Origin of the sequence: Streptomyces piniterrae (assembly GCF_005048155.1) — a bacterium.
Taxonomy (GTDB): domain Bacteria; phylum Actinomycetota; class Actinomycetes; order Streptomycetales; family Streptomycetaceae; genus Streptomyces; species Streptomyces piniterrae.
Genome location: NZ_SUMB01000001.1, coordinates 463,839 through 477,721 on the forward strand (window position 1 = coordinate 463,839; position 13,883 = coordinate 477,721).

Consider the following 13,883-nt stretch of genomic DNA (forward strand, 5'->3'; position numbering starts at 1 on the left):
TAAGAGGTCAGTTCAGCGAATCGCCGCTGCTCATGCCGGGGTCTTCCGTGCCCGGGTCCTCGGTTCCCGGGTCTTCCGTTCCGGTGCCACCGTCAGCCGGCTCACCGGCACCGGCGTCCGCGCCACCCGCATCGGCACCCGCGTCGGCACCGGCGTCCGCGCCACCGGCATCGGCACCGGCGTCCGCGGCGCCTCCATCGGCACCCGCATCGGCACCCGCGTCCGCGCCGCCCGCACCGTCGTCGCCGCCCCCACCGGCGCCGATCTCCGCACCCGTGGCCTCCAGCGCCGCGGTCACCGGCTGGAAGAAGGTCTCACCGCCCTGCTTGCAGTCGCCGCTGCCGCCCGAGGTCAGCCCCACGGCCGAGTCGTCGGAGAACATCGCGCCGCCGCTGTCGCCCGGCTCCGCGCACACATCCGTCTGTATGAGCCCGTTGACGATGTCTCCGTTGCCGTAGTTCACCGTCGCGTCCAGGCCGGTGACGGTGCCGTCCGTCAGCCCCGTGGTGCTGCCCGAGCGCTGCACCTTCATGCCGACGGCGGCCTCCGCCGCCTTGGCTATCGGCTGGGTGCTGCCGTTCTGGAGGTCGACCGCGCTCTCCGGCTGCGCGTTCGCGTCGTCGTACATGACCAGCGCGAAGTCGGTCTTGGGGAACTGGGAGTCCTGCACGGTGCCCAGCGGCTGCGTGCCCTCCTGATCGGCCGTCCAGGTCTTCGACTCGTTGCCGCAGTGGCCCGCGGTGAGGAAGCCCGGCGCGCCCTGGACGGTGACGTTGAAGCCCAGGGAACAGCGCGACTGGCCACCGAAGATCGCAGTGCCGCCGACCGGACCCGCGGCCGCGCCACCTCCGGCGCCACCGTCCCCGCCCGCCCCACCGGCACCCTGCTGCCCGTTGCCACCTTGTCCGGCCGCGCCGCCCTGCGCACCCTGTTGTCCGCCGCCGCCGGCACCCCCGCCGATGCCACCGCCGTCGTACCGCTCGAACTCGCCCGCGGACTGCTTGACGGTCACCATGTCGCCCATCGCACCGGTGGCCTTGGCCAGGGCGGCCCGCTTCGCGCCGGTGACCGTCCGGTCGGCGAGGACCACGATCTTGTTGGTCTTCGGGTCGATCGACCACGCGGTGCCGGGAACCGAGGCGGTGTCGCGGAGTGTCTGCGTGCCGGCCTTCAGCGCGGTCATGCTGTGCCGTACGACCTTGGCGACGGCCCCCTTGTCGGTGACGCTCTTCGCGTCCTCGGCCGACAGGACGTTCATGACGAGGTGGCCGCTCTCACCGTCCAGATACCAGCCGGCGCTCTTGTCGCCGAGATCCGACTTCAGGGACGTCGCGAGCTGCGTCGCCGACTGGGCGGTGAAGGTCCGCAGGACCGGCTTGTCCGTACTGGCGTTGGCGTTGGGGAGCAGAATCGCCGCGGCCGCGATGGCGGCTACGGAGGCTCCGGCGATGGCGCCGGTCCGCTTGTTCACATGACGGTGGCTCACTTCACTGACCTCCAGCTGGGACACACAGGAAGCACACCGGGAGCGGGCGGGGTGCCGCGCCAAGCCCGTGCGCTGTTGCCATCCAGTCCTACGTAGCCGGGCCCGCTCCGGTCTCATGGCCACTCAAGGTGTGATGAATTCCGACGCTCCCCGCGGCAACGCCTTACACTCCCGGGTCTGCTCCCGCCTCAGGAGTCGTCGTCGGAGTCGTTCTCGGGCTTCGGCATGACGCACAGGTAGTCGGTCCGGTTGCCGGGTCCGTAGACGGGGATCTCCTGCTTGGCGGTGGTGTTCCGTACGATCGCGGGGATGCCGCAGTTGGAGCCGGCCCGCCGTTCGAGAACGGTGAACCCGGTGGCGGCCGACCAGCACGGGACCTGGACCCACCCCCGCTGCTCGTTCCCCTCCGGCGGGACCCAGTGCACACAGTCCCCCACCTGGGCGGACGAGACATCGCCGTGCAGCCCTTCGCTGACCCAGTCGGCGAAGGCCTCGTTCTCGCCGTACAGAATTGCCAGCACCACGGCGGCGACGAAGAGCCAGCCCATGAAGGCACCCGAACCGCCGCCCGAGGAACCGGCCGCCGAAGTGCCGGACGTGCTCGGCTTCGCCACGGTCGCCGGACTCTTCGGCCTCGGAGCCGCCGACTTCGCCGCGGACTTCGGCTTCTGCGGGGCCGTCGACTTCGCCGGGGACTTCGGCTTCTGCGCGGACTTCGGCTTCTGCGGAGCCCTCGGCGTGGCGACCGTCTCCCGCTTCGTGGCCGGCAGCGACGGATCGAGCAGGGCCAGCGCCTCGGAAATCTTCGGGCGCCGGTCCTGGTCCTTCTCCAGCAGCCTCGTGATCAGCGGCGTCAGCCGTCCCGCGCGCTTCGGCGGCGGAGCTTCGTCGTACGCGACCGCGTGCAGCGAGCCGGTCGCGGTCTCACGGTGGAACGGCGAGACACCTTCGACGGCTTCGTACAGGGTCGTCCCGAGCGAGAAGAGGTCGCCGGCGGCCTTGCCCTTCTCGCCGCGCGCCCGCTCCGGCGAGAGGTAGGGCGCCGAGCCGATGACCACCCCGGTCCCGGTCAGCCCCTGGTCGGCCTGGTTGGCCGCGATCCCGAAGTCGGTGAGCAGGATCCCGCCACTCGCGTCCACCATGACATTGGCCGGTTTGACGTCCCGGTGCACGATCCCGGCCCGGTGCGCCGCGTCGAGCGCCTTCAGCAGCGCCTCGGAGACCTTCGCGGCGGCGTCCACCGAGAGCGGCCCCTTCTTGGCCAGGCGCTCTTGCAGCGTGCCGCCCGAGACGAGCTGCATCACGATCCATGGGGCCTCGTTCTCGACGACGACGTCGTGCACGGTGACGACATTCGGATGGTCGCGCAGCTTCGCGGCGTTACGGGCCTCGCGTGCCGCCCGCTGGAGCCGCTCGGCGCGTTCGGCGGCCGCTGTCGCCGGTGGCAGCCACAGCTCCTTGATGGCCACGTCACTGTCGAGCGTCTCGTCGAGCGCCTTCCAGACCTGCCCCATGCCACCGCTGCCCAGAGGCCGGATGAGCCGGTAGCGGCCCCCGATCAACTGCCCTTGCTGCGTCACCTGTTGCCCGTCCCCCCGCTCATGTAATCGACGATTACATCAGTGGCGGAAAGGGCGGTCAAGGCCCTTGAAAGGCGGCCGTGTGGGTCAAGGCCCCTGAAAATAGGCCGGGTTGACGACTCCCACGCCAAACGTGTCCACCACCTGTTCGGCCAGCTGCTCCGCCTGCTCCGCCGGGATGTATCCGTCGGCGATCATCTGCGACAGCCCGTACACCAGCGCCTGACCGGCCAGGCCCAGCACCGCCGGATCACCCTCGCGCAGCTCGCCCGCCCGCTGGCCCTCGACGATCAGGCCGGTGAAGGTCCGCTCGATACCGGCCAGCCGGTCCTGCAGCTCATCCGGCTGCCGCGGGCCGAACACCCGGGACTTGATGAGTTCGAAACGCCGCGGATGGCGCATCGCGAAGCGCACGAACCCCAGCCCCAGGGCGCGCATCGCCGGGCCTCCCTCGGCCTCCGCGACCGCCGAGAGCTGCCACTCCTCGAACTCCTCCAGAATCCGCCCGGCCACCGCCGTCAACAGCGCCTGCCGGTCCGCGAAGTGCCGGAACGGCGCCCCCGGCGACACACCGGCGCGGCGGGCGACCTCACGCACGGTCACCCGCTCCAGGCCGCGCTCGTCGAGGAGTTCGAGCGCTGCCGCGACGAGGGCGTCGGGCAGGGAGCCATGGTGGTAACCGGCGCGTTCGGCGGGCTGGTGGTTCATGTGAGCAGTGCTACCACAGGCCGGCGGGACGGCCGGCGGCGAGGCGGCCGTGCGCCACGGGTCCGCCGGCCGGGCCCCGCGGACCCGTGGCGCACGGGGCGTAAAGGGCAGCTGTGAACGCGGTTAAGAAAACCTCGATGGACCGGACGGCCGCCATACGGAAGATTTCCTGCCGAGATCGGGTGGCCGGAACCGGCCCCCGCGCACCACAGCACTCTTACGTACGGGAGCCGTCGCGTTGAAGGCACTGGTCAAGCAGAAGGCGGAGCCCGGACTGTGGCTCACTGACGTCCCCGAGCCGTCCATCGGCCCCGGCGACGTACTGATCAAGGTGCTGCGCACCGGCATCTGCGGCACGGACCTGCACATCCGCGCCTGGGACGGCTGGGCCCAGCAGGCCATCACCACCCCGCTGACCGTCGGTCACGAATTCGTCGGCGAGGTCGTGGCCACCGGCCGCGACGTGACCGAGGTGAAGGACGGCGACCTGGTCAGCGGCGAGGGCCACCTCGTCTGCGGAAAGTGCCGCAACTGTCTCGCCGGCCGCCGCCACCTGTGCCGCGCCACCGTCGGCCTCGGCGTCGGCCGGGACGGCGCCTTCGCCGAATACGTCGCGCTGCCCGCCGCCAATGTGTGGGTGCACCGGGTCCCCGTCGACCTCGACATCGCCGCCGTCTTCGACCCGTTCGGCAACGCCGTGCACACCGCGCTCTCGTTCCCGCTGGTCGGCGAGGACGTACTGATCACCGGCGCCGGACCCATCGGGATAATGGCCGCGGCCGTCGCCCGGCACGCGGGCGCCCGCAACGTCGTGATCACCGACGTCAGCGAGCCCCGCCTGGAGCTCGCCCGCAAGGTCGGCGCCGGCCTCGCCCTCAACGTCGCCGAGACCTCCATCGCCGACGGCCAGCGCGAGCTGGGCCTGCGCGAGGGCTTCGACATCGGCCTGGAGATGTCCGGACGGCCGGAAGCGATGCGCGACATGATCGCCAACATGACGCACGGCGGCCGGATCGCGATGCTCGGCCTGCCGTCCCAGGAATTCCCCGTCGACTGGGCCCGGATCGTCACCTCCATGATCACGATCAAGGGCATCTACGGCCGGGAGATGTTCGAGACCTGGTACGCCATGTCCGTACTCCTCGAAGCCGGCCTCGACCTCGGCCCCGTGATCACCGGCCGGTACTCCTACCAGGACTTCGACGCCGCCTTCGACGACGCCGCCAGCGGCCGCAGCGGCAAGATCATTCTCGACTGGGCCGCCTGACCCCGGCCCCGACCGGGCCGCTGACCCCGGCCCGCCCGCCCCAACCGACTCCTGGAGAAAACCCGATGTTCGACTCCGTACGCGACGAACTGCGCACCACCCTCGACGACATCCGCGCCGCCGGCCTGCACAAGCCCGAGCGCGTCATCGGCACCCCGCAGTCCGCCACCGTCGAGGTCACCGCCGGCGGCCGCCCCGGCGAGGTCCTCAACTTCTGCGCCAACAACTACCTCGGCCTCGCCGACCACCCCGAAGTCATCGCCGCCGCCCACGGCGCACTCGACCGCTGGGGCTACGGCCTCGCCTCGGTCCGCTTCATCTGCGGCACCCAGGAAGTCCACAAGGAACTGGAGCAGCGCATCTCCGGCTTCCTCGGCCAGGAGGACACGATCCTGTACTCCTCCTGCTTCGACGCCAACGGCGGCGTCTTCGAAACCCTCCTCGGCCCCGACGACGCGGTCATCTCCGACGCCCTCAACCATGCCTCCATCATCGACGGCATCCGCCTCTCCAAGGCCCGCCGCTTCCGCTACGCCAACCGCGACATGGCCGACCTGGAACGGCAGTTGAAGGAGGCGGAGGGCGCCCGCCGCACCCTCATCGTCACCGACGGCGTCTTCTCCATGGACGGCTACCTCGCGCCGCTGAACGAGATCTGCGACCTCGCCGACCGCTACGGCGCCATGGTGATGGTCGACGACTCGCACGCCGTCGGCTTCGTCGGCCCCGGCGGCCGCGGCACCCCCGAACTGCACGACGTCATGGACCGCGTCGACATCATCACCGGCACCCTCGGCAAGGCCCTCGGCGGCGCCTCCGGCGGCTATGTCGCGGCCCGCGCCGAGATCGTCGCCCTGCTCCGCCAGCGCTCCCGCCCCTACCTCTTCTCCAACACCCTCGCGCCCGTGATCGCGGCCGCCTCGCTCAAGGTCCTCGACCTGCTGGAATCCGCCGGTGACCTGCGCGAACGCCTCAACGCCAACACCACGCTGTTCCGCACCCGGATGACCGAGGAAGGCTTCGACGTGCTCCCCGGCGAGCACGCCATCGCCCCCGTCATGATCGGCGACGCGGCCGAGGCGGCCCGGATGGCGGAGCTCCTGCTGGAACGCGGCGTCTACGTCATCGGCTTCTCCTACCCGGTCGTCCCGCAGGGCCAGGCGCGGATCCGCGTACAGCTGTCGGCGGCGCACTCCACCGAGGATGTCAACCGTGCGGTGGACGCGTTCGTGAGTGCGAGGGCCGCCCTACGAGGCTGACGCCGGGCCGACCGGGAGACCCGGCGGCGGCCGCCTGCGAAACTGGGAACATGATCGAAGCACGGCGGCTGCACATCCTGCGCGCGGTGGCCGACCACCGTACGGTCACCGCCGCGGCCGCCGCGCTCTACCTCACCCCCTCCGCCGTCTCCCAGCAGCTGGCCGCCCTGGAGCAGGAGACCGGCCACCGCCTCGTCGAACGCAGCGCCCGCGGGGCCAGGCTCACCGCCGCCGGCGAGATCCTGCTCACCCACGCCAACGCCGTCCTCGCCCAGCTGGAACGCGCCGAGTCCGAGCTCGCCGCCTACGGCTCGGGCGAGGCCGGCACGGTGACCGTCGCCGCCTTCGCGACCGGCATCGGACTCGTCGTCGCCCCCGCGATCACCGAGCTCGCCGCCTCCTCGCCCGGCATCCGGGTCCGCGTCCAGGACGCCGAGGGCGACGCCAGCCTCCTCATGGTCCTCGACCGGCAGGTGGACGTGGCGGTGGCCGTCGAATACCGGGGCGCGCCCCGCGAGGACGACCCGAGGCTGACCCGGGTCCCCCTCTACGCCGAGCCGTTCGACGCGGTACTCCCGGTCGGCCACCGACTCGCGAGCGCGGAACGGGTCGCCGTGGCGGACCTGGCCAAGGACCCCTGGATCGGCCCCTACTCCGGCAACCCCTGCCATGACGTGGTCGTCCTGGCCTGCGAATACGCCGGATTCCAGCCCCGCCTGGAACACTCCTCCGACGACTTCCGCGCCGTCGTCTACCTCGCCTCCGCCGCCGCCGGCGTGGCCCTCGTCCCCCGCTCCGCGCTGCGCGGCATGGACCTCACCGGAGTCGTGGTCCGCCCCGTCGACGGCGTCGCGCCCACCCGCCGGGTCTTCGCGGCGGTCCGCCGCGGCGCCGAGAACCACCCACTGCTCCGCCCCGTACTGGCGGCCCTCAAAGCAGCCGCGGCACCTCAGGCCTGAGAGTCCTCGTATCTCAAGTTCGGCAGTCGTCGTACCTCACGCCTGAGCGCCGTCGCCCCAGCGCCGGGCGAGCTCCGTGAACGCATGGACCGCGGCACTCCGGTACGCGGCCGCGCGACGCAGCAGCGTCACCCTGCGGGCGGGCAGCGCGGGCTCCAGCGGCACCGGAACGAGACGGTCGTGCCCACGGGCGATCGCATCCGGCAGCACCGTGGCGAGCGCGGTCCGCTGAACGATCTCGACGAGCGCGCCGAGGGAGTTGGCCTCCACGACGATGGGCGGCCGCACACCATACGCGTCGAAATGCTCATCGAAATACGCGTCGATATGGGTGCGAGTGGCGAAGTCCGGGCTGAGCAGGGCGAGTTGAAGACCCGAAAGCTCGTCGACGGGCAGCGGCTCGGCCCGTCCCGCGCAGGGGTGCTCGCCGCCCACGACCAGACTGAGCGTCTCGGTGAACAGCTCGGTGCCGCTGATCCCCGGAAGATGGGTCGCGGCACTGAAAGCGATCCCGAGATCCAACTCATCGGCCGACAGGGCCGCTTCCATCCGCCCCTGCGTCATCTCCCGGACGCCCAGGGTGATTCCCGGGTACCGCCGGTGGAACTCCGCAGCGAGCGGGCCGATCAGATACGCGGTGAAAGTCGGCGTCATGGCCAGCCGCAACGCACCGCGCGAAAGGTCCCGCACATCGAGTACCGCACGCTCCGCCGCCGCCAGGTCCTGCAGGGCGCGGCGGGCGTAGTGCGCGTAGCTCTCACCGGCGTCGGTGAGTCGTACGGAGCGCCCCGAACGGTCGAGGAGCTGTGCCTGCACCGCCCGCTCCAGCTGCTTGATCTGCTGGGAGAGCGTGGGCTGCGAGACATGCAGCGCCTCGGCGGCACGGGTGAAGTTGGCGTGCTCGGCCACCGCGAGCAGATACCGGAGATGCCGCAGTTCCAAGGCCATGGCTCCACCATAGGCGAGCTATAGATGAAACCAATAGCTGCCATGCCTTCTCCGACTTGGACGCTATAGGTCAAGGTCATGCAGGGTGGACGACATCGGTCGACCGCCCCGTCCAGTCGGAGCCCGACTGGGGATCCAGTCGCCATTTCCACCAAGGAGTGACCATGTCCGACCCCGACCCCGACCCCGACCTTGCCGCCGGCCGCGCCCTCGCCGAGGGAGTCCGGCGCTTCCAGCGGGACGTCTTCCCCGCACAGGCGGAACTCTTCGAGCGGCTCGCCGCCACCCACCGGCCGACCGCCCTGTTCATCGGCTGCTCGGACGCCCGGGTCGTCCCCGAACTGATCACCCAGCGCCGGCCGGGCGAGCTCTTCGTCATCCGCACCGCCGGCAACCTCGTCCCCGCCTACACACCCGGCGCGGACGGCGTGGCCGCCAGCATCGAGTACGCCGTCGGCGTCCTGGGCGTCACCGACGTGATCGTCTGCGGGCACTCCGGATGCGGCGCCATGACCTCCCTCGCCCTGCGCCACGACCTGACCGGGCTGCCCGCCGTCGCCGACTGGCTGCGGCACGCGGACGAGGGCGGCGTCACCGACGACGTGGCCGCCCTGGTCCGGCACAACATCCGCACCCAGCTGACGAACCTCGTGACCCACCCCTCCGTGGCCCGCGCGCTCGACCGGCGCAGCCTCACCCTGCACGGCTGGGTCTACGACATCCGCACCGGCGCCGTCGAAGAACTTGACCCGACAACCGGCCGTTTCACAGCACTGGCCGCCTGACCACCTCCCACCTGGTCGTCTCCGGCCACCGCCCCCCATCCAGCCCACCAGATCTATCCGACCCATCCGAAAGGACCCCCACCCCCTATGTCGCACGCCAACCCGCAACCGCACTTCGCCCAGCTCGACCCGCAGGCCCGTCAGCAGCTGGCCATCGCCGCCGTAGAGGCCAAAACCCGTAAGAACCTCACCTGGCAGGAGCTGGCCGACACCGCGGGCCTGTCGGTCGCGTTCGTCACCGCCGCTCTCCTCGGCCAGCACGCCCTGCCCGCCGAGGCGGCCCGCGCCGTCACCGAACGCCTCGGCCTGGACGAGGACGCCGCCCTGCTCCTCCAGACGATCCCGCTGCGCGGCAGTGTCCCCGGCGGCGTCCCCACCGACCCGACGATCTACCGCTTCTACGAAATGCTCCAGGTCTACGGCACCACCCTCAAGGCCCTCGTCCACGAGCAGTTCGGCGACGGCATCATCAGCGCGATCAACTTCAAGCTCGATGTGAAGAAGGTCGACGACCCGGACGGCGGCTCCCGGGCCGTCGTCACCCTCGACGGCAAGTACCTCCCCACCAAGCCGTTCTGACCCCACCACCATTTCCCTGACCGGCAGCTCTCAATGTGCCGACGCAGGGACCACGTGGCAGGCTCGAGACGGCGGTGGCCGGGGCGGTGACGGGCGATCCCGGGCCGACCGGCCGAGGAGGGCGATGCGCATGTCGGTCGGACCGGCCGGCCCGACCGGCGGAGCGTCGGACACGGTGCCGCAGGACCCGCACGCGCTGCTGCGCACCCGCGGCTACCTCAAGCTCCTCGTCATCGCCGCGCTGATCGGCGTACCCATCTGCGCCGCGGCATTCGGCTTTCTCGCGCTGGTCGGCGAGCTGGAACCGCTGCTCTACCACGACCTGCCGCGGTCCCTGGGCTTCGCCGGGACCCCCACCTGGTGGCCGCTGCCGCTGCTCGCGGTGGCGGGCACACTGGTCGGCCTGACGGTCCGTTACCTCCCCGGTCATGGCGGCCACGAGCCGGCCGACGGGCTCAACGTCGGTGGCGCACCCTCCCTCCCCTCGCTCCCCGGGATCGTCCTCGCCTCCCTGGCCAGCCTGAGTTTCGGCGCGGTACTCGGCCCCGAGGCGCCGCTGATCGCGCTCGGCGGCGGCCTTGCCGTGGGCGTGGTACGCCTGCTGCAACGCGACGTTCCCGCGCAGGCCGCCGCCGTGATCGGCGCCGCCGGCAGCTTCGCGGCGATCAGCGCACTGCTCGGCTCCCCGCTCCTGGGCGCGTTTCTGCTGATGGAGGCTTCGGGGCTGGCCGGTGCGATGCTGGGGGTGGTGCTGGTCCCCGGGCTGCTCGCGGCCGGGATCGGCGCGCTCATCTTCACCGGACTGGGCAGCTGGACCGGGCTCGGCACGTACGGGCTCGCCCTGCACAACGTTCCACCGGCCGCCTCGCCGACCGTGCCGGAGTTCGGCTGGGCCCTTGTCATCGGCGTGGTCGCCGCTTTCGCCGGGGCGGGCGTACGACGGCTCGCGCTGTTCCTGAAGCGACGCGTGGCCCGTCGCCGGGTCCTGGCCTCGGTCGGCGCGGGACTCGTGGTGGGCGCCCTGGCGATGCTGTTCGCCGAGGTCACCGACGAGTCGCCGACCGAGGTGCTGTATTCGGGGGAGTCCGCACTGGGCTCCCTGTTCGGCCACACCGCCGGCTACTCGGTGGGCGTGCTGCTTCTGCTCGTGGCGTGCAAGGGCCTGGCGTACTGCACATCGCTGAGCGCCTTCCGGGGCGGCCCCATCTTCCCGGCGCTGTTCCTCGGCGCGGCGGGCGGAGTAGCCCTGTCACACCTCCCCGGGCTCCCGGTCACCTCGGCCTTCGCCATGGGCATGGGGGCGATGTCCGTCGCGATGCTCAAGCTCCCGATGACGGCGGTGCTGCTGGCCACGCTGCTGCTGGGCCACCCCGGTCTCACCGTCATGCCACTGGTGATCGTGGCCGTGGTGGTCTCCTACGTGGTGGTCTCCCGGCTCGACGGCCCGGCCGACGGCGCCCCGCAGCCGGCCCCACCACCGCCCGCACAACCAGGACCGCCACCTGCCCCGGGCAACGCCCCGCGACCCGCCCCGGCCGACTGAGCGCGCCTGGCCGAGCCTGAGGAGTGCTTGCCGGGTGGGTTTCGTCCTACCCGACCCGGAGGAATTCTCGGGCCCCACGCAGCCGTGTGCGTACGCGCTGCTGCGTGCAGCTGCTGTCGAGGCGGACGTCGAGGGCTCCGGGCACAACGGCGTCGGCTCGGCGCCCGGCACGCAGCCGGGCTGCGTCGAGTCCGTCGCGTCGGGCGATGAGAACGCCGAGTTCATGACGGCTGAGGGCGTCCGCTCCGGCGAGGTGAAACATCCCGGCCTGGCCGGACATCGCGAGTTCCCGCAGAGCGGAGGCCAGGTCTTCGACATGCACCGGGCAGCGGATGTCGTCGGTGAACAGGATGCCGTCCCGGGTGTCGGCAGCCAGGGCGTGGACCATGCGCTCGTGCGCGGATCCGCCGTGCCCGATGATCAATGAGGTGCGTGCGACAGCAGCAGTCGGCGCCAACAAGCGCACAGCGGTTTCGGCGGCGGCCTTCGCCGCGCCATATGGGGTGACCGGGTCGGGCAGGCAGGTCTCGTCGTAGGGAATCCGGGATCCGGAGAACACGGCGTCGCTGGAGACGTGGACCAGGCGGCAACCACGTTCCGTCGCGGACATCGCCACACGGATCGAGCCGTCGGCGGTGACCGCCCAGTCGCTCCCTCCGCTCGTTGCGTTGATGACGACATCGGGGGCAACCGCACCCAGCACGTCGTCGACGTGCCCGGGGGCGCGAAGGTCGAGTCGGTGCCACGAGGCTCCGGGAACGCTGCTGGGGCGCGAATGGTACGTAGCGGCCGTCTCCCAGCCCGCAGCCGTCGCCTGGCGCACGAGTTCCGTCCCCAGGAACCCGCTGCCGCCCATGATCAGGACCTTCATGGCGCCCCACGGTAGGGCAGCCCGGCTCCGCTCCGGCACCGGCTGCCCAGCCATCAGCACAGCGGACACAGCTGCCACCTCACTCGGAGCGTGATGAGTTCCCTCGTGTGGCGAGGTTCGCGCGGCGAGGTCCTTCATGTTGCCCGGACGTTGCCCTTCTTCGGGGTCGGGCGTTTGCCGGTGGTGGTCCAGGTGGTCAGCTGGTGGGACGTCCAGGTGTTGATGATGCGGTCCGGGGGGACGCCGCACTCCTCCGCGCGGGCGCAGCCGTAGATCTGCCAGTCCAGTTGGCCCGGGGCGTGGGCGTCGGTGTCGATCGAGAACAGGGCTCCGGTGTCGACGGCCTGACGCAGCAGGCGGCGTGGTGGGTCGAAGCGGTCGGGGCGGCAGTTGATTTCGATCGCTGTGCGGTGTTCGGCGCAGGCGGCGAAGACCGCGCCGGCGTCGAACCGTGACTCCGGGCGTGGTTTGCCGGTGATCTGGCGGTTGGTGCAGTGGCCGAGGATGTCGACGAGGGGGTTGGTGACCGCGGCCAGCAGGCGTCGTGTCATCGGTGCCGCGTCCATCCGCAGTTTGGAGTGGACGGAGGCGACCACCACGTCGAGGCGTTCCAGCAGCTCCGGCTCCTGGTCGAGTGCGCCGTCGTCGAGGATGTCGCATTCGATTCCGGTCAGGAGGCGGAACGGCGCCAGGCGTTCGTTCACCTCGGCCACCAGCGCCAGCTGTTCGCGGAGGCGGTCGGCGGTCAGGCCGTGGGCGATGGTGAGCCTGGGGGAGTGGTCGGTCAGCACGCACCACTCGTGTCCGAGGTCGCGGGCCGCACCGGCCATGGCCTCCACCGGGCTGCCGCCGTCCGACCAGTCCGAGTGCAGATGGCAGTCGCCGCGCAGCGCTCGGCGCAGCCGCTGCCCCTGGTCTCCGTCGACGAGCGGGCCGCCGGCCTCTTCCTCCAGGCGCGAGAGATACGTGGGGACTTGTCCGGAGAGGGCCTCGGCGATCACTTGGCTGGTCTTGGGGCCCAGTCCTTTGATGCGGGTGAGGGAGCCGCTCTGGGCGCGCCTGCGCAGTTCGGCGGGTGAGATTCGGGAGATCACCGTGGAGGCCGTGCGGAACGCCTGTACGCGGTAGGTCACCGCTCCCTGCCGCTCCAGCAGGAAGGCGATCCGCTCCAGCGCCTCGACCGGCTCCACGTGGCGCTCCTTCCCGGCGTGCCGGGCAGTCCTCTCCCGCGGCAGTCCTCTCCCACGGTGCCGCACTCCGTGAGCGGCTGCCACCGGCGGTCGGTGGGGGCGGGCCGGGCTCGGATAATCCTCGCCCTCCGGTGCAGGGCAGTTCATCGTGGACCGTATCGGGGTGTGAGCGGGAAATCGCCCATTTACCTCGCATCCGGCGCCGCACCGTTATGCGGTTATGTCCGTTCTCCGGGCGGCCGATCCGATTCCGGCGGAATGATGTGTCCAGAACGTTGACGCATTCATGGAAATACCGCCCAGTAACCGCGCGCGAAACACATGTGCGCAATAAGCGAGCAACATCTGTCACTACATGACGGAAACACTCGTGACGGTTCCGTGCTTGCGGGGTGCTAACGCCTCGCAAAAATTGCCGGTCTTCAAAAAATCTGCACACCGAATGCGCATGGGGGGCACGGTGCCCCGTGTCGCCGCACCGTCCTGACCTGCGCATAAGTGGATTGGTGCGGGAATGTCCAGTTCGGTGCGGCGTCGGTTTTCGGGCGGCGGAAATTGAAACCGAAGGAGATGTGAAGAAGCTGGCACCAATCCATGGACGTGCGTGCACGTCAGGTAATTCGGCGGACGAACGGGGTCTGGATAGGTGACTGTCGGATTAGCAGCGCAGCGCGTCTGCATGCTTTGATCCATCGCACTGCGGAAGTC

12 protein-coding genes are annotated in these 13,883 nt (G+C 70.8%); 6 read left to right on the forward strand and 6 right to left on the reverse strand.

Going from position 1 to position 13,883, the window contains the following annotated elements; genetic code table 11:
• Positions 1–7: 7 nt before the first annotated feature.
• The 3 genes from FCH28_RS01925 to FCH28_RS01935 form a co-directional block, all read right to left on the reverse strand.
• Positions 8–1,510, reverse strand: coding sequence for a S1 family peptidase (locus FCH28_RS01925; RefSeq protein WP_246102267.1), 1,503 nt, complete (start codon positions 1,508–1,510; stop codon positions 8–10).
• Between the two features lie 164 nt (positions 1,511–1,674).
• A complete protein-coding gene (locus FCH28_RS01930) occupies positions 1,675–3,066 on the reverse strand; it encodes a serine/threonine-protein kinase (RefSeq protein WP_136737890.1) in 1,392 nt (463 codons plus the stop codon).
• Between the two features lie 87 nt (positions 3,067–3,153).
• Positions 3,154–3,774 carry a TetR/AcrR family transcriptional regulator gene (locus FCH28_RS01935; protein WP_136737891.1) on the reverse strand — a complete coding sequence of 207 codons (621 nt, stop codon included), beginning with the start codon at positions 3,772–3,774 and terminating at the stop codon, positions 3,154–3,156.
• A 238-nt stretch (positions 3,775–4,012) separates the two neighbouring features.
• Between FCH28_RS01935 and tdh the strand changes: the two genes are divergently transcribed.
• The 3 genes from tdh to FCH28_RS01950 all read left to right on the forward strand — a co-directional run bounded on the left by tdh (position 4,013) and on the right by FCH28_RS01950 (position 7,259).
• Positions 4,013–5,041 (forward strand): L-threonine 3-dehydrogenase, encoded by a 1,029-nt coding sequence (gene tdh, locus FCH28_RS01940; RefSeq protein ID WP_136737892.1) that lies wholly within the window; start codon positions 4,013–4,015, stop codon positions 5,039–5,041.
• Positions 5,042–5,106: 65 nt separating this feature from the next.
• Positions 5,107–6,300: a glycine C-acetyltransferase gene (locus tag FCH28_RS01945; RefSeq protein WP_136737893.1), complete on the forward strand. Its 1,194-nt coding sequence runs from the start codon at positions 5,107–5,109 to the stop codon at positions 6,298–6,300.
• Positions 6,301–6,350: 50 nt separating this feature from the next.
• A complete protein-coding gene (locus FCH28_RS01950) occupies positions 6,351–7,259 on the forward strand; it encodes a LysR family transcriptional regulator (RefSeq protein ID WP_136737894.1) in 909 nt (302 codons plus the stop codon).
• Between the two features lie 36 nt (positions 7,260–7,295).
• On the opposite strand, the gene cynR is transcribed toward FCH28_RS01950, so the two are convergent.
• Entirely contained in the window at positions 7,296–8,207 is a 912-nt protein-coding gene (cynR, locus tag FCH28_RS01955; RefSeq protein ID WP_136737895.1) for a transcriptional regulator CynR, read from the reverse strand.
• A 164-nt stretch (positions 8,208–8,371) separates the two neighbouring features.
• On the opposite strand from cynR, the gene FCH28_RS01960 reads away from it, so the two are divergent.
• The 3 genes from FCH28_RS01960 (at position 8,372) to FCH28_RS01970 (ending at position 11,114) form a co-directional block, all read left to right on the forward strand.
• Positions 8,372–8,992 (forward strand): carbonic anhydrase, encoded by a 621-nt coding sequence (locus tag FCH28_RS01960; protein ID WP_136737896.1) that lies wholly within the window; start codon positions 8,372–8,374, stop codon positions 8,990–8,992.
• Between the two features lie 87 nt (positions 8,993–9,079).
• On the forward strand, positions 9,080–9,571 hold the full coding sequence (gene cynS, locus FCH28_RS01965) for a cyanase (protein ID WP_136737897.1): 492 nt from the start codon (positions 9,080–9,082) through the stop codon (positions 9,569–9,571).
• A gap of 130 nt (positions 9,572–9,701) precedes the next feature.
• Positions 9,702–11,114, forward strand: a complete 1,413-nt coding sequence (locus FCH28_RS01970) for a chloride channel protein (protein WP_136737898.1) — start codon at positions 9,702–9,704, stop codon at positions 11,112–11,114.
• A gap of 46 nt (positions 11,115–11,160) precedes the next feature.
• Here FCH28_RS01970 and FCH28_RS01975 read toward each other — a convergent pair whose 3' ends face one another.
• Positions 11,161–11,985 carry an SDR family oxidoreductase gene (locus FCH28_RS01975; protein WP_136737899.1) on the reverse strand — a complete coding sequence of 275 codons (825 nt, stop codon included), beginning with the start codon at positions 11,983–11,985 and terminating at the stop codon, positions 11,161–11,163.
• Positions 11,986–12,119: 134 nt separating this feature from the next.
• Positions 12,120–13,175: a PHP domain-containing protein gene (locus FCH28_RS01980; protein WP_136737900.1), complete on the reverse strand. Its 1,056-nt coding sequence runs from the start codon at positions 13,173–13,175 to the stop codon at positions 12,120–12,122.
• Between the last annotated feature and the right edge of the window lie 708 nt (positions 13,176–13,883).

Coding starts and splice junctions, on each gene's coding strand:
- FCH28_RS01975 (WP_136737899.1), bottom strand. CDS start 11,985: ATGAAGGTCCTGATCATGGGCGGCAGCGGGTTCCTGGGGACGGAACTC.
- cynS (WP_136737897.1), top strand. CDS start 9,080: ATGTCGCACGCCAACCCGCAACCGCACTTCGCCCAGCTCGACCCGCAG.
- FCH28_RS01945 (WP_136737893.1), top strand. CDS start 5,107: ATGTTCGACTCCGTACGCGACGAACTGCGCACCACCCTCGACGACATC.
- FCH28_RS01935 (WP_136737891.1), bottom strand. CDS start 3,774: ATGAACCACCAGCCCGCCGAACGCGCCGGTTACCACCATGGCTCCCTG.
- FCH28_RS01960 (WP_136737896.1), top strand. CDS start 8,372: ATGTCCGACCCCGACCCCGACCCCGACCTTGCCGCCGGCCGCGCCCTC.
- cynR (WP_136737895.1), bottom strand. CDS start 8,207: ATGGCCTTGGAACTGCGGCATCTCCGGTATCTGCTCGCGGTGGCCGAG.
- FCH28_RS01950 (WP_136737894.1), top strand. CDS start 6,351: ATGATCGAAGCACGGCGGCTGCACATCCTGCGCGCGGTGGCCGACCAC.
- FCH28_RS01970 (WP_136737898.1), top strand. CDS start 9,702: ATGTCGGTCGGACCGGCCGGCCCGACCGGCGGAGCGTCGGACACGGTG.